This is a genomic window from Kitasatospora sp. NPDC015120, assembly GCF_043080305.1.
GTDB lineage: Bacteria > Actinomycetota > Actinomycetes > Streptomycetales > Streptomycetaceae > Kitasatospora.
On record NZ_JBIBVJ010000004.1, the window covers coordinates 40301 to 59699 of the forward strand.

At 73.5% G+C, this 19399-nt stretch carries 12 protein-coding genes; 6 read left to right on the forward strand and 6 right to left on the reverse strand.

Annotated features, from left to right (window positions below; all coding sequences use genetic code 11):
* Positions 1-145 precede the first annotated feature (145 nt).
* Positions 146-577, reverse strand: a complete 432-nt coding sequence (locus tag ACF1AK_RS11980) for a DUF4279 domain-containing protein (RefSeq protein ID WP_391498667.1) — start codon at positions 575-577, stop codon at positions 146-148.
* Positions 574-4674: a polymorphic toxin-type HINT domain-containing protein gene (locus ACF1AK_RS11985; RefSeq protein ID WP_391498668.1), complete on the reverse strand. Its 4101-nt coding sequence runs from the start codon at positions 4672-4674 to the stop codon at positions 574-576. Before ACF1AK_RS11985 ends, ACF1AK_RS11980 begins: the two co-directional genes overlap by 4 nt.
* Positions 4675-4948: 274 nt before the next feature.
* On the opposite strand from ACF1AK_RS11985, the gene ACF1AK_RS11990 reads away from it, so the two are divergent.
* The 3 genes from ACF1AK_RS11990 (at position 4949) to ACF1AK_RS12000 (ending at position 7705) form a co-directional block, all read left to right on the forward strand.
* Positions 4949-5503 (forward strand): hypothetical protein, encoded by a 555-nt coding sequence (locus ACF1AK_RS11990; RefSeq protein ID WP_391498669.1) that lies wholly within the window; start codon positions 4949-4951, stop codon positions 5501-5503.
* 106 nt (positions 5504-5609) lie between these two features.
* A complete protein-coding gene (locus tag ACF1AK_RS11995) occupies positions 5610-7277 on the forward strand; it encodes a trypsin-like serine protease (RefSeq protein ID WP_391498670.1) in 1668 nt (555 codons plus the stop codon).
* 206 nt (positions 7278-7483) lie between these two features.
* Positions 7484-7705 carry a hypothetical protein gene (locus tag ACF1AK_RS12000; RefSeq protein ID WP_391498671.1) on the forward strand — a complete coding sequence of 74 codons (222 nt, stop codon included), beginning with the start codon at positions 7484-7486 and terminating at the stop codon, positions 7703-7705.
* Here the strand turns inward: ACF1AK_RS12000 and ACF1AK_RS12005 are convergent, their stop codons facing one another.
* Positions 7706-8194 carry a GNAT family N-acetyltransferase gene (locus ACF1AK_RS12005; RefSeq protein WP_391498672.1) on the reverse strand — a complete coding sequence of 163 codons (489 nt, stop codon included), beginning with the start codon at positions 8192-8194 and terminating at the stop codon, positions 7706-7708.
* Positions 8195-8276: 82 nt separating this feature from the next.
* On the reverse strand, positions 8277-9314 hold the full coding sequence (locus ACF1AK_RS12010; RefSeq protein WP_391498673.1) for an aldo/keto reductase: 1038 nt from the start codon (positions 9312-9314) through the stop codon (positions 8277-8279).
* 92 nt (positions 9315-9406) lie between these two features.
* On the opposite strand from ACF1AK_RS12010, the gene ACF1AK_RS12015 reads away from it, so the two are divergent.
* On the forward strand, positions 9407-10051 hold the full coding sequence (locus tag ACF1AK_RS12015; protein WP_391498674.1) for a TetR/AcrR family transcriptional regulator: 645 nt from the start codon (positions 9407-9409) through the stop codon (positions 10049-10051).
* Here ACF1AK_RS12015 and ACF1AK_RS12020 read toward each other — a convergent pair.
* Positions 10048-13227 carry a putative bifunctional diguanylate cyclase/phosphodiesterase gene (locus tag ACF1AK_RS12020; RefSeq protein WP_391498675.1) on the reverse strand — a complete coding sequence of 1060 codons (3180 nt, stop codon included), beginning with the start codon at positions 13225-13227 and terminating at the stop codon, positions 10048-10050. The genes ACF1AK_RS12015 and ACF1AK_RS12020 overlap by 4 nt on opposite strands.
* 228 nt (positions 13228-13455) lie before the next feature.
* Between ACF1AK_RS12020 and ACF1AK_RS12025 the strand changes: the two genes are divergently transcribed.
* Both ACF1AK_RS12025 and ACF1AK_RS12030 read left to right on the forward strand, forming a co-directional pair.
* Positions 13456-16812 (forward strand): amino acid adenylation domain-containing protein, encoded by a 3357-nt coding sequence (locus tag ACF1AK_RS12025; RefSeq protein ID WP_391498676.1) that lies wholly within the window; start codon positions 13456-13458, stop codon positions 16810-16812.
* Positions 16809-17690, forward strand: coding sequence for a leucyl/phenylalanyl-tRNA--protein transferase (locus ACF1AK_RS12030; RefSeq protein ID WP_391498677.1), 882 nt, complete (start codon positions 16809-16811; stop codon positions 17688-17690). The genes ACF1AK_RS12025 and ACF1AK_RS12030 overlap by 4 nt, the downstream gene beginning before the upstream one ends.
* A gap of 25 nt (positions 17691-17715) precedes the next feature.
* Here ACF1AK_RS12030 and ACF1AK_RS12035 read toward each other — a convergent pair whose 3' ends face one another.
* Entirely contained in the window at positions 17716-19209 is a 1494-nt protein-coding gene (locus ACF1AK_RS12035) for a right-handed parallel beta-helix repeat-containing protein (RefSeq protein ID WP_391498678.1), read from the reverse strand.
* Between the last annotated feature and the right edge of the window lie 190 nt (positions 19210-19399).

A 19399-nucleotide genomic window follows, 5' to 3' on the forward strand; every position in this document is an offset into this window, starting at 1 on the left:
GGAGGCTAGCGGGCCCCGCCGACACCGTCCGTCACCGGCGGCGGCGGGGCCCTGAACTTCTTCCACGTGCTGTCAATTGCCGACTGCAATGAACTTATTGCACGGTTTGACAATGTCCAAGGCGTGGAAGTTCATCACGCGTGGGCTATTCTGGTTCCTCGCCGCACTCGTGGTAAATGTATTGATCAATATCGAGCGATGCTTTTGCGATTCCCATCCAGGCCATCAGGTCGGGCCCGAGGAATATCCCCTTCTCTTGCCTGTTGTTGATGTCCCGGATCTGCTGAACGATCTCCAGGGATGCCGATGCGTTGCCGGACCCGACAAGGCGTCCCAGGGATCTGGCAAATTCTGGACCCCAAGCCAAGACGATCGGCTCAAGATCCTCCGGCCGCGCGTCGGCACGTGTTGCCTTTGCGTGCCGGATCCATGTCGCGTCAAGTCGCGGGGGCGATTCGGGTCGCCGGCGACTTCCGATCGACGTCGACTCGTCCGGTTCGGTGCCGAGCCAGGCGGAGATCTCCTCCGGCTGCAGAGTCGAGCTGATCACCCTGAGGTAGATGCGGAATGCGCTCATGGAATATACTTGTAGTTCGTCGGAACCAGAATCTTGCCGTCCTTGCTCACGAGAACGATCCTGCTGTCTGCATCACGCATGGCGTCGAACTTGGCTATGTCGGACTTCCGCACCCAGTCGAGCTTGAAGGCATGAGGATCTTCTCCAATGCTCGCAAGTGCCTTTTCGAGCTGCTTCTCCGTGAGCTTCTTCAATGAGCCGCGGTCGATGTTGATGGGGTCTGGAATCGGCCCGGGAATGAAGCCGCAGGTTGCATTGTGCACCAGAACCGGCGTGGTCCCGGCAAGTGCATAGTACGTGTGGACGGCGGCGACCGTGAGGTCGTACGCGGGGCGGACAGCTGTCCATTGCTTGGTCCCGGTGATTGCCGCGGCTTGGCCGTCGGCCGTGCGCAGGGTGTCGCGCGTCGTCAGGTCTGCGGCCTTCTGCCAGGCGTGCTGGTTCTCCAGCCAGAACGGGTGCGTGTTCGTCGAGGTGATCGTGCCGGTGGCGCCGTCCGCCGATTCGACAACGATGTCAACGAATTCGCGGTCGTTGGGTGTGTAGATGGTCGCTTCTACTCGACGGGCGCCAGTGTCACCGGAGTCGGGGTCGGTGGCCAGCACGTAGTCGCCCACGCGCACCCGCTCGATTGGCAGAGTGGAACCGTCTGCCATGAGGACGGGGGTACCTGCCGGGAAACTGTGTCCCGGGAGGAGGCACTCCGCGGCCGCACGGCTGAGGCGCGATGCTTTCGCCGCTTCCTCTACGTCCTTGGCCTTTTTCAGGAGCTGGGCAAGTTTTGCCGCTTTCCCGGCGGGGAAGAAGCTGGCCGAGAGTTCGAGGCAGGCGACGGCGCTCTTCTGCTTGACGCACTCTTCGGCAGAGTCGAAGCCCGTCAGGGTTTTTGCGACGCTGGCGACGAGTTGAATCTCGTCCTTGTAGATGTAGAACGTCCCGAGGATGGGGCCGAACGTACGAGTCGCTTCGGTCTTCTCCTGGGCATTCTTTTGCTTGCAGTATTCAAGGACATCGTACGGCCACCAGGGCATGTAGAAGTGGCAGTCGTAGCCGCCGTACCGCTCCTCCAGAGCAGCAGCGGCATTCCGCCTATCCTGCGAGGCGAGGCGTTGGATCTCCTCATTGATTTCCTTCTGGATCTCGTCGGCGACCTCCTTTCCTTCGGTCTGGATGCGGGTGTCCTCGGCGGCCAGTTGCGCCAGGCGTTCCTGGTTCTTCTTCTCGGTGGTGATGACCCAGGCTTCGTCGGCGGCCTGTTGGGCCTGGGTGGCGTCCTTGCCGGCCGCGCGGGCGGAGGCATAGGCGCTGTTCGCCGCGGCACGGGCTGCCGTGGCCGACCCGCGTGCCTGGGCAGCGGAGGCGCGCGCGCGGACCGCAGAGGCCGCGGCCTTGCCCGCGTCACCGGCCGCTGCCTGGGAGGCGGTGCGGGCGGTGCTGGCGGACTGGCCGGCGCGGGTGGCGGAGGCTTCGGCGTCCTGGGCGGACGTCTTGGCGTCGGCGGCGTACGTGCCCGCCTGGTCGGCGTAGCCGCGGGCCTGGCCGCTGGCGGCCTCGGCCTCGGTTTGGGCGTTGTTGGCGGTGGCCGCGGCGGCGGTGGCTTCCCAGGCGTCCTGCTGGGCCCTGGCCGCGGTCTGGGAGGCCTCGGCGATGAGGCGGCGCATCTGTGCGGCGTGGGTGGCGGCGAGCTGGTCCTTGCGGTCGGCCATGTACCGGCCGGTCTGCAGGAAGGAGGTGACGAGCTCGGGTGGCCCCGCCAGGGCGAGCTTGGCCGCGGACTGGACCTCCGGGCCCCCCGCGGCGAGCGCCTGGAAGGCCTGGACGCGTTCGTCGGTCTGGCGGGCGGTGTACTGGCCCATCATCAGGAACGCGGCGACGGCCTTCGGCGAGCCGTCGCGCAGGGCCTTCTCGGCGGCTTCCTTGACACTGGGTCCGCCGGTGGCGATCAGCTGGTAGGCGCGGATGCGGTTGTCGGTGACGGCGGCCTCGTGCTGGCCGGTGGTGAAGAACGCCTCGATCTGCTGCGGGGTGCCCTTCAGCGCGGCGGTGGCGGCGGTGCGCACGGCCTCGTCGGGACTGTCCTGGGCGATCTCCTGCACGCGCTGGCGCATGTCGTCCAACTCGGCCTTGTGGCGCCCGCTGCGTACCCAGTCCACGACGGTCTCGTCGGTGCCGGACAGGGCGGTCTGTGCGGCCTCCTGGCTCCAGGCGCCACCGCTGCGCATGATCTGGATCGCGACCTTGCGGCCCTTGGCGGCCACTGCCTTGGGGTCGGCGTCGGGACGGGCGGCCTCGGCGGCGAGGTCGGCGGCGTCCTGGTCGCGGGCCCTCCAGTCCGCGAGGAGGGTGCCGATGCCGCCGATGACCTCGTCGTCGTCCGCCTTCATCGCACGGGCATCCTCAAGGGCGGCGGCAGTGCGGGCGGTCAGGTCCTCGGCCTCGGTCTTGCGGGCGAGGTCGTAGACACCGCTCGCGGTGGTGACCGCTGCGCTCGCGGTGGCGGCGGCGGTGCGGGCGGCTTCCGCCTGGCGGGTGGCCTCGGCGGCCGAGGTGGCGGACTCGCCGGCGTGTTCGGCCGCCTGGTCGGCGGCGGTGGCGGCGTTCTGGGCGTGGGTGGCGGCCGAGCGGGCGGCGTCACGGGCCTGGAAGGCGGCCTTGGCGGACTGGTCGGCCAGAGTCGCGGCCGCCGTCGCGGCGCGGTCGGCCTCCTTGGCCTGGCGGCGGGCCTGGTCGGCGGCCGCCTGCGCGCGCTTGTCGTTCGCACCCGCGGCGTTCGCCAGTTGGCCGGCCTTCTCCGCCGAGCCGGCGGCCGCGTTCGCATCCGCGCCCGCGCTCTTGGCCGCGTTCGAGGCCTCGCGTGCGGCCTGGGAGGCGACGCCGGCGCTGTCCGCGGCGTCCGCGGCCCGCTGGGCGTCACTGGCGGCGTTGCGGGCCTCTTCGGCCCGCTGGCGCGCCTCGGCGGCCTTGTTCCGGTCGGAGGCCGCCGCGTTGGCGGCCTTGCGGGCGTTGGCCGCCGCGAGGGCCGCGCCTCCCGCGGCGCTGGCGGCCGCGCTGGCCGCACTGGCCGCGGTGCGGGAGGCCTGGTTGGCGGCTGCGGCGGCGGCGGACGCCTGGCCGGCGGCCGCGGCCGCGCCCTCGGCGGCGTCGGCCGCGCGCGCGGCCGCTTCCTTCACGCGGGCCAGGTCCTGCCCGGCGGCCTCGGTCTCCCTGGCCGCGGTCTCGGCTGCCTCCTTGGCGAGGCGGGAGGTGTCGACCGCCCGGGCGGAGGCCGTCTTGGCGGCGTCCTTGGCCACCTGCGCCTGCCGGCCGGCCTGCTGGGCCTGCTCGGCCAGCTGTGAGATCGTCGCCCGCTCCTGGTCCCGGGCCAGGGCGACGAACTGGCCGACCGCCAGGAACTCGGTGACATCGGCGGGCGTGCCCCGCAGCGCGACCTTCGCGGCTTCTCGCGTGGCCGGGCCGCCGGAGGCGAGGAGCTGGAACGCGCGGACGCGGTTGTCGGTCCTCGCGGCGTCGAACTGGCCCTCTTCGAGGAACTGCTTGACGTCGTCAGGGGTGCCTTGGAGCGCGGCGGTGGCCTGCTCCTTGACGCTCACCCCTCCGGTGGCGACGAGCTGGAACGCCTCGACCCGGCGGTCCTGCTCCAGCGGGGCCTTCCAGCCGTCCTTGAGGAACGCTCGCAGGTCGTCCTGGGAGCCCTTCAGCGCCTTGGTGGCGGCCTCGCGCACTCCGGCGCCGCCGAGGCTGAATATCTGGAACGCGCTGACCCGCTGGTCGTGGTACTCCTCGATGTCGAGTTTGGTGTCGAGGAAGCGCTTGATGTCCTCGTCCGAACCGGTCAGCGCGGCCTCGGCGGCAGCGCTGACGCCGGGGCCGCCGTTCAGCCACAGACTCATGACACGACCACGGTCCGTGAGCGAGGGTGTGCTCGGGTCGGGGGTGGGCTCCGTGGCGAAGGCGGGTGCCGCGCCGAGCAGGCCGGCGGTCAGCACCACGGGCAGCAGGCCGGCGAAGGCATGGCGCAATCCGGCGGCCCTCTTGCCGCGGCGCCGTTTCCTTCCGGCGGCGCTCGGCGCTCCCAAGGAGCGCAAGGGGTGATTCACAATCAATTCCTCTCAAACCGGTCACATGTGAGTGCGTGCGCGAAGTCTCAAGCTCCTGGAATGTTCACTTCCGGCGCGGAGGAACAGAAGACTTCTCGGAGCTTCATCGGACTGTCAACGAACAGTCACCCTCCTGTCACGTCACCACTCATGGGCAGTCCGGATAGCGCCAGGGGTGGTGAGCGCTGATATCTTACGCATGCTTTACTCGTGTCGAATACGCCCCAACGCCAGGTACTAGTTCTGGCGTTGGCTCAGATCCGAAGGACTTGCCTTGCGTAAATCGCGCTTCCGGAAGACCCTCCTGGTCGGCGGCGCCGCTGCCCTGATGGCATGTGTGGGATACACCTCACTGCCGGCCGCGCAGGCCACCACCACCGGCACGACGGCAACGCCGACCGCTGTCAGTTCGACGACAGAGGAGACGGTTCCCCTCGCCGTTGAGGACTTTCAACACCCGGGCGCCTCGCGTCTTTTGGCCGAACGAAAGATCACCCTGAAGCAGGGCGACGGGCACATCAGGCTGAAGGAGGGCATCGAGAACAATACGCAAGCCGCGTGCCAGGGAGCGAACGACATCTTCGTCGAGTCCCGTATGGACGACAAGAACGGATACTGCTTCACCGTTTCCGGTACGACCGGGTACCTCGCGATGGAGCTTCCGAACGTCTACGGCTTCTGGACCGAGGACCGGTCGGTCAGCGCCAAGCTGGTCGCCGCCGGACGCGAGACGCTGGTGAACGTCGGCCCCAACCAGGCGGTGCCGGTCGGGGAGAGCCTGCCCGGCGGACAGCGCTCCGTCCTCGTCGAACTGCGCGTCACCGGCTGAACCGTCGCATCCGACCGGTTCGCCCCGTCGGCCCCTGCTGCTGCCTCGGGCCCGGGTGTCCGGCCCGCACCGACCGAACCCCTCCTCACTCCCCGGAGTTGTGACTTTGTCCCGTAAGCCCATACGCCCCGCCCTCAGGGCCGGCGTCCTTGCGGCGGCCCTTGCCGCCGGCACCCTGGCCACCTCCGCCACCCCGCCGGCTTCGGCCACCGCCGGTGACCCCGCCGCCAACGGCTGGTACGCCTACACCGCCCGCCTGACGATCGGCGACAACGTCCGTGCCTGCACCGGCGCCCTCGTCGACCGGTACTGGGTGATCACGGCCGCCTCGTGCTTCGCCGACAACCCCGCCCAGCCCACCGCGGTCGACGGCGCGCCGAAGTGGCCCACCACCGTGACCGTCGGCCGCACCGACCTGACCGCGACCAACACCGGCGCGACCAGCACCGTCGAACGCCTGGTGGCCCGCTCCGACCGCGACCTGGTGATGGCCAAGCTCGCCACCCCCGTCGACGGCATCGTCCCCCTGCGGATCGCCACCACGGCACCCGCCACCGCCGAGAGCTTCCAGGTCCCCGGCTACGGCCGCACCAAGACCGAATGGGTGCCCAACAGGCTGCACACCGGCGCCTTCACCGTCAACGGGGTGCGCCCCACCGCCGTGGACACCGCCGGCACCAACGGCTCGGCGATCTGCAAGGGCGACACCGGCGCCCCCGTCGTCCGTGAAACCAGTCCCGGCCGGACCGAACTGGTCGCCGTTGCCTCCCGCTCCTGGCAGGGCGGCTGCCTCGGCGAGACCGAGACCCGCACCGGCGCAGTCAACACCCGCACCGACGACCTCGCCGGCTGGGTGCAGCAGACCCGCGCGACGGTAGTGGGCTGGAAGACCCAGGCCCTGATCCGCAGCGACGCCAACCTGTACCACTCGACCCGTCTCTACGACGGCACGTGGACCCCGTACGAGGACATCCAGGCCACCGCGGGCAACATCGGCGGCGTGCGCGCCGTCTCCACGGTCGGCATCAACGCCGACACCCACATCATCGCTCTGGGCGGCGACGGGCACCTTCACTACGCCATCCGCAACCTCAACGGCGGCTGGAACCAGCGTTTCGTCGACCTCAACATCGCCCTCAACGACCTCGGCAACATCACCCAGGTCTCCCTCGCCGCCATCGGCAACGACCTGCACGTGGTCATAGTCGCCGACGGCTTCGTGTTCCACACCGTCCGCAACGGCGACGGACAGTGGAGCGCCTTCGGCGTGGTCACCGACGTGGCCGGCCCGCTCCAGGGAATCACCTCCATCTCCACCGCCGGAACCGCCGGAGGCGAACTGCACATCGCGGCCGTTTCGGGCGGGAAGGTCTACCACACGCTGCGGACCGCCAGCGGGAACTGGGGCTCCTGGGGATCGGTCGCCGAGGCCGCCGGCGCCACCGCACCCGTGACCGCCGTCGCGGTTTCCCGTCAGAACAGCGACCTCAACCTCGCCTTCATCGCCACCGACGGCCAGTACCACACCATGCGGTGGGCCAATGGCACCTGGCAGCCCAACGCATCCCTCGCCGGCGTCGTCGGGAACATCACCGGCACCAGCATCAGCGCCGCCGCCGTTGACACCGAAGCCCGGTTCGCCATCACCACCACCGACAACAAGGTCGTCCTCACCGCCCGCCACGCCGACGGCAGCTGGGCTACCGCCGAGACCCTCGACCTCACCGCCATCCCCGGCAACCACACCGGCACGATGATCACCAGCAGCCTCTGATCACCACACGATCAGGAAGCACCGGTGGGAGGGGGCCGGGCCCCCTCCCACCGGTGGATGGTGTCGAGCAGCATGACGGGCACCGTCACCGGCGGCGGCGGGGCTCTCGCGGAGGGGTCAAGTCCGCTGTCCTGACGGTCCGTTGATCGGGTGAACGGCGCCGGAAGCGGCGGCGGCCGCGCGGCCGGCGCCGGGAAGCTGGCGGCATGAGCGAAACGACGCAGTCCTTCCGGCCGCCGCGGGGCTCCGCGATGACCAGGACGGCCCTGTCCGTCCTCACCGCCGCGGCGGCCACCACCGTGCCCGCCGCGCCCGCCGCCGGATGCGGGTACCCGGGGTTCACGGAGTGCGGGGCGTGGGGCCGTGCGGAGGAGGTCAGGTCGTTCCTCGTGCGCCGGTGGGCGCCGGGGGCGGCGGGGGGCCGCTGATCAGGCCGGCAGGGGCTTGGCCATGACGACCTCGCGGCTCACGCCGTCGGGCAGCAGGTCGCCCGGCTCGCCGGTGTCGGTGAAGCCGGCGCGCTCGTAGAGGGCGAGGGCGTGCGCGTTGTGCGGCATCACGGCGAGGCGGAGCGCCGGGAAGCCCCGTCCGGCGGCCCACGCCTCGATCTCCGCGATCAGCCGGTCCCCGACGCCCCGGCCGCGCGCCGCCGGCCCGACCCACATCGAGATCAGCTCGGCGTACCCGTCCGCCGGGACTCCGGTCGCCATCGCGGCGGGCTCGCCGTCCACGAGGGCGACCAGGTCCAGGGCGCCGGGGATCTCCAGCCGCGAGCGCCAGCGCTCCTCGCGGTCGCTCTCGCCCTGCCAGTCGGCGAGCGCGGAGCCGAAGGCGTACGGCGCCTCGGCCAGCGCGGCCAGCCGCAGCTCGCGCCAGAGCGGCCAGTCGTCGGACGTCAGTTCACGCAGTTCGATCATGGCGCAGACGATGCCCCGCCGGGGCTCGCGGAGACAACCGGTTTACGGGCTGTCCGGCGGATCGCGGGACCTTCGGTCCGCCTCAGCCCGCGAGCGGCGGGTTGAGGCGGGCGAAGGCCTCCTGGCGGCGGTACGGGAAGTAGGGGTACGGCGCGGTGCGCAGGCTGGCGGCGTCCAGGCGGGCGACCTGCTCGGCCGTCAGCTCCCAGCCCACGGCGCCGAGGTTCTGGCGCAGCTGCTCCTCGTTGCGGGCGCCGATGATCACCGAGGAGACGGTCGGGCGGCGCAGCAGCCAGTTGATCGCCACCTGGGGGACGGTGCGGCCGGTCTCCTCGGCGACCGCGTCCAGCGCGTCCACCACGTCGTGGAGCAGTTCGTCGTCGACGGGCGGGCCGTAGTCGGCGGTGTCGTGCAGCCGGCTGCCGGCCGGGAGCGGGGCGCCGCGGCGGATCTTCCCGGTGAGGCGGCCCCAGCCGAGCGGGCTCCAGACCAGGGCGCCGACGCCCTGGTCCTGGGCGAGCGGCATCAGCTCCCACTCGTAGTCGCGGCCGACGAGGGAGTAGTAGACCTGGTGGGCGGCGTAGCGGGGGCGGGCGTCGCGGTCGGCGGCGGCCAGGGACTTCATCAGCTGCCAGCCGGAGAAGTTGGAGACGCCGGTGTAGCGGACCTTTCCGGCGCGCACCAGGTCGTCGAGGGTGGCGAGCACCTCCTCGACGGGGGTGGCGGCGTCGAAGGCGTGCAGCTGGAAGAGGTCGAGGTGATCGGTGTCCAGGCGGCGCAGGGCGGCGTCGACGGCGGTGATCAGGCGGGTGCGGGAGGTGCCGGCGTCGTGCGGGCCGTCGCCGGTGGGCAGGCCGGCCTTGGTGGAGATCAGCACCTGGTCGCGGCGGCCCTTGACGGCCCGGCCGAGGACCTCCTCGGAGGCGCCGTCGGAGTAGACGTCGGCGGTGTCGAACAGGGTGACGCCGGCGTCGATGGCGATGTCGAGCAGGCGGCGGGCGTCGTCGGCGCCGGTGTTGCCCCAGGCGCCGAAGAGCGGGCCGCGGCCGCCGAAGGTGCCGGTGCCGAGGGAGAGGGCGGGGACGGTGAGGCCGGACGCGCCGAGGCGGCGGTACTCCATGGGGGTTCCCTTCACTAACGGGACTTCTGTGCCGTTAAGATGACTCCGACCCTAGCACTGTCGGCGACACTAATGGAACAGGAATCCCGTTAATGACTTCACCGGGCATGCAGAGGCCGGGCGGCCGGACGGCGCGCGTGCGGACCGCCGTGCTGAAGGCCGCCGAGGACGCCCTCGTCGAGGTCGGCTTCGCCGGGCTCGACCTCGGCGACCTCGCGCGGCGGGCCGAGGTCGGCCGCACCACCGTCTACCGGCGCTGGGGCTCGGTGGGGGCGCTGCTCGCCGACCTCCTCACCGACATGGCCGAGCAGTCCCTCCCGCGCACCCGCACCGGCTCCCTGCGGGAGGACCTGCGCGCCAACGCCCGCCTCGTTCAGCGCACCCTGGCCGACCCGCGCCAGGGCGCGCTGTTCCGCGCCGTCCTGGTCGCCGCCACCTGCGACCCGGCCGCCGCCGAGGCCCTCCAGCGCTTCTACCGCGCCCGCGTCGAGGAGTGGGCCCCCTGCGTGACCGAGGCCGTCGACCGCGGCGAGCTGCCGCCCGGCACCGACCCCGCCGAGGTCGTCCGCGCCGTCTCCGCCCCCCTCTACTACCGCATGCTCACCACCCCCGACCCCCTCGACGAACCCGCCGCCCACCGCGCCGCCGACGCCGCCGAGGCGGCAGCCCGCGCGGGCGCCTTCCGCGCGCAGGGGCCGGCGGAGGAGAAGGCGGGGCGGCCCGTCGGCTGGCGCTAGCCGGTGCCCGTGGGGTGGCCGAGGGGGGTGGTGTGGCGGGTGATGAAGGACCGGGCCTGGTCGGGCGTGAGGGGGTGGGCGAAGAGGTAGCCCTGGCCGAGGGGGCAGCCCATGGCGGCGAGCAGGTCGCGTTGCTCGGGGTGTTCGATGCCCTCGGCGATGACCTGGACGCCCAGGGTGTCGGCGATCCGGGTGATGCCCTCGACGAGGGCGTACTGCTGCTGGGACAGGCCCAGGCCGTCGATGAAGGACTTGTCGATCTTCAGGACGGAGATCGGGAACTCGCGCAGGTAGGAGAGGGACGAGTAGCCGGTGCCGAAGTCGTCGATGGCGATGCCGACACCGAGTTCGCCGAGGGTGCGCATGTCGGTGCGGACGCGGTCGTCGCGGCGCATCAGGACGGACTCGGTCAGCTCCAGGACCAGCGACCCGGGCGGGATGGCGGAGGAGGAGAGGGCCCCGCGCACCACGTCGACGAAGCCGGCGTCGCGGAACTGGCGGGCGGAGACGTTGACGTTGACCCGCAGCGGCGGCAGGCCGGCGGCGGCGCGGGCGGGGGTGCTGAGGGCGTGCCAGGCGGCCGCCTCCTGGGCGGCGCGCTCCAGGACCCAGGCGCCGAGCGGCACGATCTGGCCGCTCTCCTCGGCGAGGGCGATGAACTCGTCGGGCAGCACCATGCCGCGCCGGTCGTGCGGCCACCGCACCAGGGCCTCGAAGGCCACCAGGTCACCCGTCTGCAGATCGACGATCGGCTGGTAGTACAGGCGGAACGCGGATTCGGCGATCGCGGTGTCCAGGTTCTCGTTCAGCTCGTGCCGGGCCATCAGCCCGGCCTGCAGGGCCGGCTGGTAGAGGCGCCACTGCCGCTTGCCGGCCGCCTTCGCCGAGTACAGCGCGAGGTCGGCGTGGCTCAGCAGCTCGGTGGCGTCCACGCTGTCCTCCGTCGTCGCCACCCCGATCGAGGCGGACACCCGCACCGCGCCCGCCCGCAGCCGGAACGGCTCCGCGAACGCCGCCAGCAGGCCCTGGGCGATCGCCCCGACGTCGGCCGGCGCCATGGCGTCCTCCACCAGCACCGCGAACTCGTCGCCGCCGAGCCGGGCCGCCGTGTCGGAGGCGCGCAGCGCGGTGGAGATCCGCAGCGAGACGGCGACCAGCAGCTCGTCGCCGACCGCGTGGCCCTGGGTGTCGTTGACCACCTTGAAGTCGTCCAGGTCGAGGAACAGCACTCCGGTGACGGCGCCGCTGCGCTCGCTGCGGGAGAGCGCGTGGCCGACCCGGTCCAGGAAGAGCACCCGGTTGGCCAGGCCGGTGAGCGAGTCGTGGAAGGCCCGGTGGGTGAGCTCGCGCTCCATCTGCCGCTGCTCGGTGACATCACGCAGCGTGAGCACCAGCCCGCCGACCGTCGGGTCGTCGCGCAGGTCGTTGCAGCGCACCTCGACCTCGATCGGGGAGCCGTCGGCCCGTAGCAGCCGCCAGTGCTCGCGCTGGGTGTCCAGGCCGGCGCGGGCACCGCCGCTGACGGCGGGGCTGCGCATCCTGGCCAGCGCCTTGCCGACCGACCGGCTGTCCTCGGGCGGGACGAGCTCGGTGAGCAGGGTGCCGTCGAGGTGGGGGTGGCCGAGGACGCGCCCGGCGGAGGAGGCCGAGGCGTAGCGCACGGAGTCGTCGTCGTTGAGGATGAGGATGACGTCGCTGGCGCTCTGCACCAGGGTGCGGAAGTAGGCCTCGCTGTCACGCCGGGTGATCTCCTGGCTGAGCATGACCCGCTCGACGGCCAGCGCGGCCTGGGCGGCGAGGATCTCCAGCGAGCCCCAGAGGCTGGTCAGCTCCTGCTCGGTGCCGGTGACGATGAGCGCGCCGATCAGCGGGTCGCCGGAGGGGCGCTCGGCGAGGGTGAGCGGGCAGAGCAGGGCGCACGGCATGCCGTCGATCCGGGCGGCGAGCTCGGTGCCGATGTCCTCGACGGGCAGCAGCCTGGTCTCCCGGTAGGCGGCGAGGGCGAGCGCCTCGTCGGAGTCGCGCTCGGCGCCGAGGTGGTGGCGGCCCGCGCCGCGCTCGGCGTGCCGCACGTGCAGCACGCCGCCCTCGGTGACGGCGAGCAGCGCGACGTGGCCGGGCTCGGTGGGCATCAGGGTGGAGGCGGCGGCCTGGACGGCGTCGGCGACCTCCTCGACGGTGACGGCCGAGGTGAGCGCCGAACCGGCCTCGCGCAGCGCGCGTTCCCGGGCGACGGCCTGCCGGCGGGCCCGCACCACGACCGCCAGCCGGGCGAGCACCAGCAGGTAGAGGACGGCGGAGAAGGCGCCGATGACCCCGGCGTTGCTGGTGTTCCCGTTGCTCGCCTCGATCATCAGGATGGTCGGTGCGACCAGCGAGGCGCCGGCCAGCAGGGTGAGCCGGCCGGGGCCGATGTCCGGCTGCTGGCTGGGGATGGGCCTGGTCAGCTCGACCATCGAGGGGTGCAGGGCGGCGGCGCCCCAGGCGGTGTAGAAGGCGGCCCAGCCGAGGTCCACGGGGGTGCCGATGCGCCAGTCGCCGTGCAGCACGATCAGCCCGTAGAGGATGTCGGAGACCAGCAGGCCGACCGTTCCGGCGGCGAGCAGCTGCAGCGAACGGCTGACCCCGCCGCGCGGCACGACCAGGCGCAGCAGCAGGGCGAGCACGACCACGTCGCCCAGCGGATAGGCGATCGAGACGGCCTTCTGGAACCAGTCCAGGTCCGGGTTGCGGGCGTACGGCAGGATCAGGTAGATCCAGGCGAGCAGCGCCAGGCCCATGGTGAGGATGAGCGCGTCCAGCAGGCTGGCCCGGTCCTGATGCGCCGTCCGCCAGCGGATGAAGCCCAACACGCCCGCCGCGTAGAGCAGGTACTCGGCGAGGTAGAAGCCGTCGGCGACGGACGGGAAGGGGCTGCCCAGGTGCAGGAACTGCATCTGGACGACCTGCACCACCTCTCCTGCGGTGAAGCTGAGGTTGGCGAGCGCCAGCAGGTACCAGTAGACGGCGTGGGAGGGCCGGTTGAGGCGGACGCCGGCCACGATGGCGGCGACGCCGCCCAGGCCGATGCCCGTCCACCAGATGATCCGCTGGGAGGGGTTGGCGTAGTAGATGCCGGTGAACAGCACCATCCACGCCAGGTAACAGACCATCAGGCGTTGGCGCCGACGTGTCAACGAGCTACCTCCTCCTCGGCGTCACCGCACCCGCCCGGGGCGGGCGGCGGGCTCCGGGCAGGGGCTCGCGAGCGTCCGAGCCGGGCCGGGGAGGTCCGGTCTGACGTTCGAAATGGGCCTTGAGTGCGTATAGTCGGAAATGTCGCACCTCCCAGCATTCTGCCGCCACAGCACGAGGTCAAGCCGGTGGATGACGCAGCAGAGAGCGCACGGGAAGCACGTCCCGGAGTGCGGTCCGGACGTCACGCCGTGCTGGTCAACGAGGACGGTCAGTATGCGATCTGGCCGGGTGACTTCACCGTCCCGGGCGGTTGGCGCACGGTCTTCGGGCCCGCCCCGCACGAGGAGTGCCGCGGCTACGTGGACCGCGAGTGGCGCCCCGCCGGGCTCGGACTCGGGCCCGGGGCCCGGCACGGGGGCGAACGGGTCACCCGGGCGGAGCACACGGGCACCGGCACCGGCACCGGCAGCGTGCACGGACTGGTCCGGGCCCGCGCCGCGCACGACCCGCGCGCCCTCGCCGTGCTCGACGACGACGAGACGCTCGACTACGGCGAGCTGGACGCCCGCAGCGACCGGCTGGCCGCCGTGCTGCGGGCCCTGGGCACCGGGCCCGAGCGGATCGTCCCGGTCTGCCTGGAGCGCGGCGCCGACCTGGTGACCGCCTGGCTCGCCGTGCTCAAGGCGGGCGGGGCCTTCCTGCCGCTGGACCCGGCGCACCCGCGCCGGCGGCTCGCCCGGCTGGTGGCCGACTGCGGGGCGCACCTGGTCGTCGCGGAGAAGGGGGCGCGCTTCCCGGGGGTGCGCACGGTGGCCCCGGGGGAGGGCGCCGGGGCGGCGGTCGAGGTGCCGGACGTCAGCGGGCCGGACGACCTGGCGTACCTGATCTACACCTCGGGGACCACCGGCACCCCCAAGGGCGTCCCGGTCGCCCACCGCGCCCTGGCCTTCACCCTGGAGCGGGTGATCGACGCCTACCGGCTCACCCCGCACGACCGGGTGCTGCAGCTCGCCGCGCTCGGCTTCGACACCGCGCTGGAGCAGGTCTTCGCGACCCTGGCCGCCGGGGCCACGCTCGTCCTCGGCGGCGCCCGCACCTGGGCGCCCACCGAGCTCGCCGACCGGATGCGCGAGCTGCGGCTGACCGTCGCCGACCTCACGCCCGCCTACTGGCACCACCTGCTCGGGCTCCACCCGCCCGGCGGGCCCGCCCCCGAGGGGCTGCGGCTGATCGTGGTCGGCGGGGACACCGTGCACGAGGACGACTGCCGCGCCTGCCTGGAGCGGCTGCCGGGCGTGCGGCTGGTCAACGCCTACGGGGTCACCGAGGCGGCCGTCACCTCCACCCTGGCCGAGATCACCGGGCCGGCGCTCGCCGCCCCCGGCCCGCACGGGCCCGGCGCGCCGGTGCCCATCGGGCGGCCGCTGCCGGGGGTGCGGGTGCACGTGCTGGACGCCCGGCTCAGCCCGGTGCCGCCCGGGGAGAAGGGGGAGATCCACCTCGGCGGGCCCGGCCTGGCGCGCGGCTACTGGAAGGCGCCCGCACCGACCGCCGAGGCCTTCCTGCCCGACCCCTACGCCCCCGCCCCCGGCGAGCGCATGTACCGCACCGGCGACGCCGGACGCTGGCGGGCCGACGGCACCCTGGAGGTCCTCGGCCGCTTCGACGACCAGCTGAAGGTCCGCGGCCACCGCGTCGACCCCGCCGAGGTCGAGTCCGTGCTCGCCGCCCACCCCGACGTCCGGCAGGTGCGGGTCGCCGCCGACGGCAGCGACGACGCCCGCGTCCTGACCGCCTACTACACGCTCACCGACCGGGCCTCCTCCGGCGCCCGCGCCCGGCGCGGCCGGATCCGCGCCTACCTCGCCGAACGGCTGCCGGACTTCATGGTCCCGGCCGCGTTCGTGCCGCTCGACAGCATGCCGCTCACCCCGGCCGGGAAGATCGACCGCCGCCGGCTGCCGGACGCCCCGCCCCGGGTGCGGCGGCGCGAGGACGGCGCGCCGGGCCCGGGTGCGGCGCCGCCCGCCCGGGCGGACGCCCCGCCGGACGGCTCCCCGGCCACCGCCGCCACCGGCGGCGCCGTCGAGGCCGGGGTGGCCCAGCTCTGGGCCGAACTGCTCGGCGTCGGGGAGCCCGGACCCGCGGACGACTTCTTCGAGCTCGGCGGCAACTCCCTGCTCGCCATGGAGATGATCGCCCGGGCCCGGATCATGTTCGGCCTCGACGTCACCCGGATCCGCTCCCTCACCCGCGCACTGCTGGGCGACGCCACCCTGCACGCCTTCGCCGCCGCCGTCCTCGCCGCCCGCACCGGCCGGGGCCGGGCCGCCCCCGGCCCGCGCGAGGCCGCCGTCGACTGGGCCGCCGAAGCCCGCCTGGACACCCCGCTGCGGCAGTCCTGGAGCCCCGCGCCCTCGCGCGCCGAACCCGCCGAGATCCTGCTCACCGGCGCCACCGGCTTCTGCGGCGCCCACCTGCTGGACGCCCTGCTGCACACCACCGAGGCCCGCATCCACTGCCTGGTCCGCGCCCCCGACGAGGAACACGCCCTCGAACGGCTGCGCGCCGCCCAGCAGCGCTACCTGCGCCACGACCTCGCCGACCGCCGGGTCGTCCCGCTGACCGGCGACCTCGCCGAACCGCGGCTCGGCCTGGAGCAGCGGCGCTACGACCACCTGGCCGGCACCCTCGACGCCATCCACCACCTCGGCGGCCAGGTCAACTTCATCTACCCCTACCACCAGCTGCGCGCCGCCAACGTGGCCGGCACCCGCGAGGTGGTCCGCCTCGCCGGGCACTCCCGGGGCATCCCCGTCCACTACCTCTCCACCCTCGCCGTGCTGGCCGGCTTCGGCCCGGCGGGCGTGCGCGAGGTCGCCGAGCGGACCCCGCTCGCCCACCCCGACCGGCTGGCCGTCGGCTACGTCGAGAGCAAGTGGGTCGCCGAACAGCTGCTCCACCACGCCGCCGCGGGCGGACTGCCGGTCACCGTGCTGCGCACCAACGACGTCACCGGGGACCTGCGCACCGGGGTGATGAACACCGGCACCGAGATCTGCGCGCTGATCAAGTACATCGCCGAGAGCGGCGGCTACCCCGACGTCCGGCTGCCGCTCGACTTCGTGCCCGCCGACCGGTTCGGCCGGGCGCTGTGCCACGTGGTCGCCCACGCCCCCGCCATCGGCGAGGTCTACCACCTGACCTCGCCGCGCCCGGCGGACCTCGCCGACCTCGCCGCCCGGCTGCGCGCCCGCGGCCACCGCGCCGAGCCCGTCCCCTACCCGCAGTGGGTGCAGGGCCTGGTCCGGTTCGCCGCCGGGCACCCCACCCACCCGATGACGCCGTTCGTGCCGCTCTTCGTCGACCGGGTGCCCGGCACCGCACTGTCCATCAGCGAGCTGTACTTCCGCCCGACCTTCCCGCGCTTCGACCGGGCCAACACCGAACGGGCCCTGGCCGGCAGCGGCGTGGACCTGCCCGCCGTCGACGACGCCCTGCTCGACTTCTACCTCGACCGGCTGACCGCGGAGGGCTTCCTCGCCCCGCCGCAGGAGGCCTCGCCGTTGGAGGCGCTGCGATGACCGCCACCGCCCCCGAGGAGCTCTTCGCGGCCCTCGACGTCGCCCGGGCGCCCGCCGACGGCCCGGCCGCGTTCGGCGCCGACCTCGCGCCCGGGACGCTGCTGGCCGCCTACCGGCACGGGCTCTTCCCGCTGCCCGCCGCCGACGCCTACGCGAGCGCCTTCAACGAGGCCCGCGCCGGGGCGGCGGTGGCGGCGGGGGAGATCGCCCTGCTGCCGGGCCCCGACCACGGCACGGACCCCGAGCACGGCACGGACCCCTACGCGCTCGCCTGGTGGTCGCCCGACCCGCGCCCGCTGCTCGCCGCCGACGGCGTGCGGCTCGGGCGCAAGCTCTCCCGGCTGCTGCGCAACCGCCTGGACTGGTGGACCACCGCCGACCAGGCCTTCGAGGAGGTGCTCGCCGCCTGCGCCGAGGGGCGCGAACCCCCTTGGCTCACGCCGGAGTTGCAGAGCGCGCTGATCGGTCTGCACCGGCTCGGCGCGGCCCACAGCGCGGAAGTGTGGGAGGACGGCGAGCTGGTCGGCGGGGTGTTCGGGATCGCCTCCGGGCCGGTGCTCAGCCTGGACTCGATGTTCCACCGCCGCCCGGACGCCGCCCGGGTCGCCGTGGCCGACCTCGCCGCCCGCTTCGCCGCCGCCGGGGGCCGGCTGCTGGACGCCCAGTGGGACTCCCCGCACGTGCGCTCGCTCGGCGCCGCCCCGCAGCCCCGGGCCCGCTACCTCGCGGCGCTCGCCGAGGACGCCGCGCTGGTGCGGCCGCTGGACACCACCCGTCTCCCGGCCGCCCGGCTCGCCCCCGAACGGCCCCGCGACCCGTACCCGCGCGGGCATGCGCGCGCGCACCGGCATCCGTACCGCAACGCCCGGCGGGCCTGATGCGCCTGACGGGCCTGACACGCCGTCAGTGGCGGCCCGCCGGGCCGACGACGACCTGGGCGGTGGACGTGCGGACCGGACCGGCCGGGCCGCCGGCGGTCAGCGTCGCGGTGTAGCTGCCCGCGGCGGGGTAGTCGTGGTCGACGGTGCCGTGCCCGGGGTCCACCGCGCGCGGCGCGCTGCCGTCGCCGAAGTCCAGGGTCGCGGTGCCCGGTGCCCAGCCGGCCGTGTACCCCACCGTCAGCCGGGCGTTGAGCGGGTGGCCCGGCCGGGGGAGGGGGCGGGCGCCCAGGCGCACGCGCAGCGGGTCCTGGAGCTCGATGGCGCCGCGGTCCCGGTAGCCCCAGGCGGTCGGGCTCGGGAAGCGCGGGTGGTCGGCCGGCTCGGCGCCGAGGAGGTCGGTGGCCGGCGTGCCGAGGGCGTTCGGGTCGGCGGCGTCCGTCACGCCCGTCACGGCGGCCGGGGTGTAGTCCTCGCGGTCCGCGGGGAACCCGGGGTCGACGGCGTTGTCGCTCGCGCCCTGCCCGACGGCCCGGAAGGCCTCCGGAGTGGCGAACGGGGTGTCCCCCCAGGAGTAGGCGTAGGGGCCCGATGGCACGACGGTGTTGTAGTCGACCCGGGTGCTGCGGACCGATCCGGCCGACACCACCAGCGGGATCGCGGCGGGCGCGGCGGTGCCGCAGCGCGGGGCGGGACGCTTCGCCAGGATGTTGTTCTCGGCCACCGACCCGGTGGAGTTCCCGGCGAACTCCAGGTCGCTCCCGCAGTTGCGCCCGAAGGTGTTGGCCACCACGATCGTGCCGGGCGCGTCGGTGACCAGCACGCCCCGGCCGGCGCCCCCGGCGATCAGGTTGGTGGTGACGACCACCCCGGAGGTCCCGGCGTCGACCGCGACACCGCTCACCGGCGCGGCGGAGATCCGGTTGCGGCTCACCGTGACGTACGAGCCCGTCCCGGTGATCCGCACGCTCGGCGTCGCCGCCGGGAAGGCCCGCACGCCGCCGCGGACCGGGTCGCCCGCCTCCACGTCGTTGTGGTCCACGGTGATCCGGGTGGAGTCCTTGACGAGCACGCCCTCCTGCGGGGCGTCCAGGCGCAGGCCGGTCACGGTGACGTCGTGCACGCCCTCCAGCACGAAGGCGTGCGGAGCGGGGGCCGGCCCCCGGCCCCAGGACCGCGTCCCCACCGAGGCGTTCGGCGCGTGCACGGTCGGTTCGGCGCCCTGGAAGACGATCGGGCGGCCGGGCTCGCCGGAGCGCCGGACGGTGACCTGGCCGGTGAACCGGCGGCCCGGCGCGAGCTGGACGGTCTGCCCCGGGCCGGCCGCGTCGGCGGCGGCCTGCACGGTGCAGAACGGCCGCTCCCGCGTGCCGGTCCCGGAGTCCGAGCAGTTCGAGCGGGGTCCGTTGTCGACGTGGAGCACGGTGCTCTCGGCGTGCGCGGGGGACGGCAGCGCGGCCCCGGTGACCGCGGAGCCCGCGACCGCGAGGGCGAGGCCGACGTGACGGGATGCTGGCATGGGCGGGACCCTTCCGGAGTCGTCGAACTGACGGATCGGCAGAAACCTTGCGGGGGTGGCCTGGTGCGGGAGGTCCGGACCCAGTATCCCCGAGCCCCGCGCGCCGCCTCAACGGGCGGGGGCGGGCCCCGCGCCGCCGGCCGGCGCCGTTCCCGGCCCGCCGGTTTGGGCCGCGACGCGCGGGGGGACT

Coding starts and splice junctions, on each gene's coding strand:
- ACF1AK_RS12010 (WP_391498673.1), bottom strand. CDS start 9,314: ATGGAGTACCGCCGCCTCGGCGCGTCCGGCCTCACCGTCCCCGCCCTC.
- ACF1AK_RS12030 (WP_391498677.1), top strand. CDS start 16,809: ATGACCGCCACCGCCCCCGAGGAGCTCTTCGCGGCCCTCGACGTCGCC.
- ACF1AK_RS12035 (WP_391498678.1), bottom strand. CDS start 19,209: ATGCCAGCATCCCGTCACGTCGGCCTCGCCCTCGCGGTCGCGGGCTCC.
- ACF1AK_RS12000 (WP_391498671.1), top strand. CDS start 7,484: ATGAGCGAAACGACGCAGTCCTTCCGGCCGCCGCGGGGCTCCGCGATG.
- ACF1AK_RS12005 (WP_391498672.1), bottom strand. CDS start 8,194: ATGATCGAACTGCGTGAACTGACGTCCGACGACTGGCCGCTCTGGCGC.
- ACF1AK_RS12015 (WP_391498674.1), top strand. CDS start 9,407: ATGACTTCACCGGGCATGCAGAGGCCGGGCGGCCGGACGGCGCGCGTG.
- ACF1AK_RS11980 (WP_391498667.1), bottom strand. CDS start 577: ATGAGCGCATTCCGCATCTACCTCAGGGTGATCAGCTCGACTCTGCAG.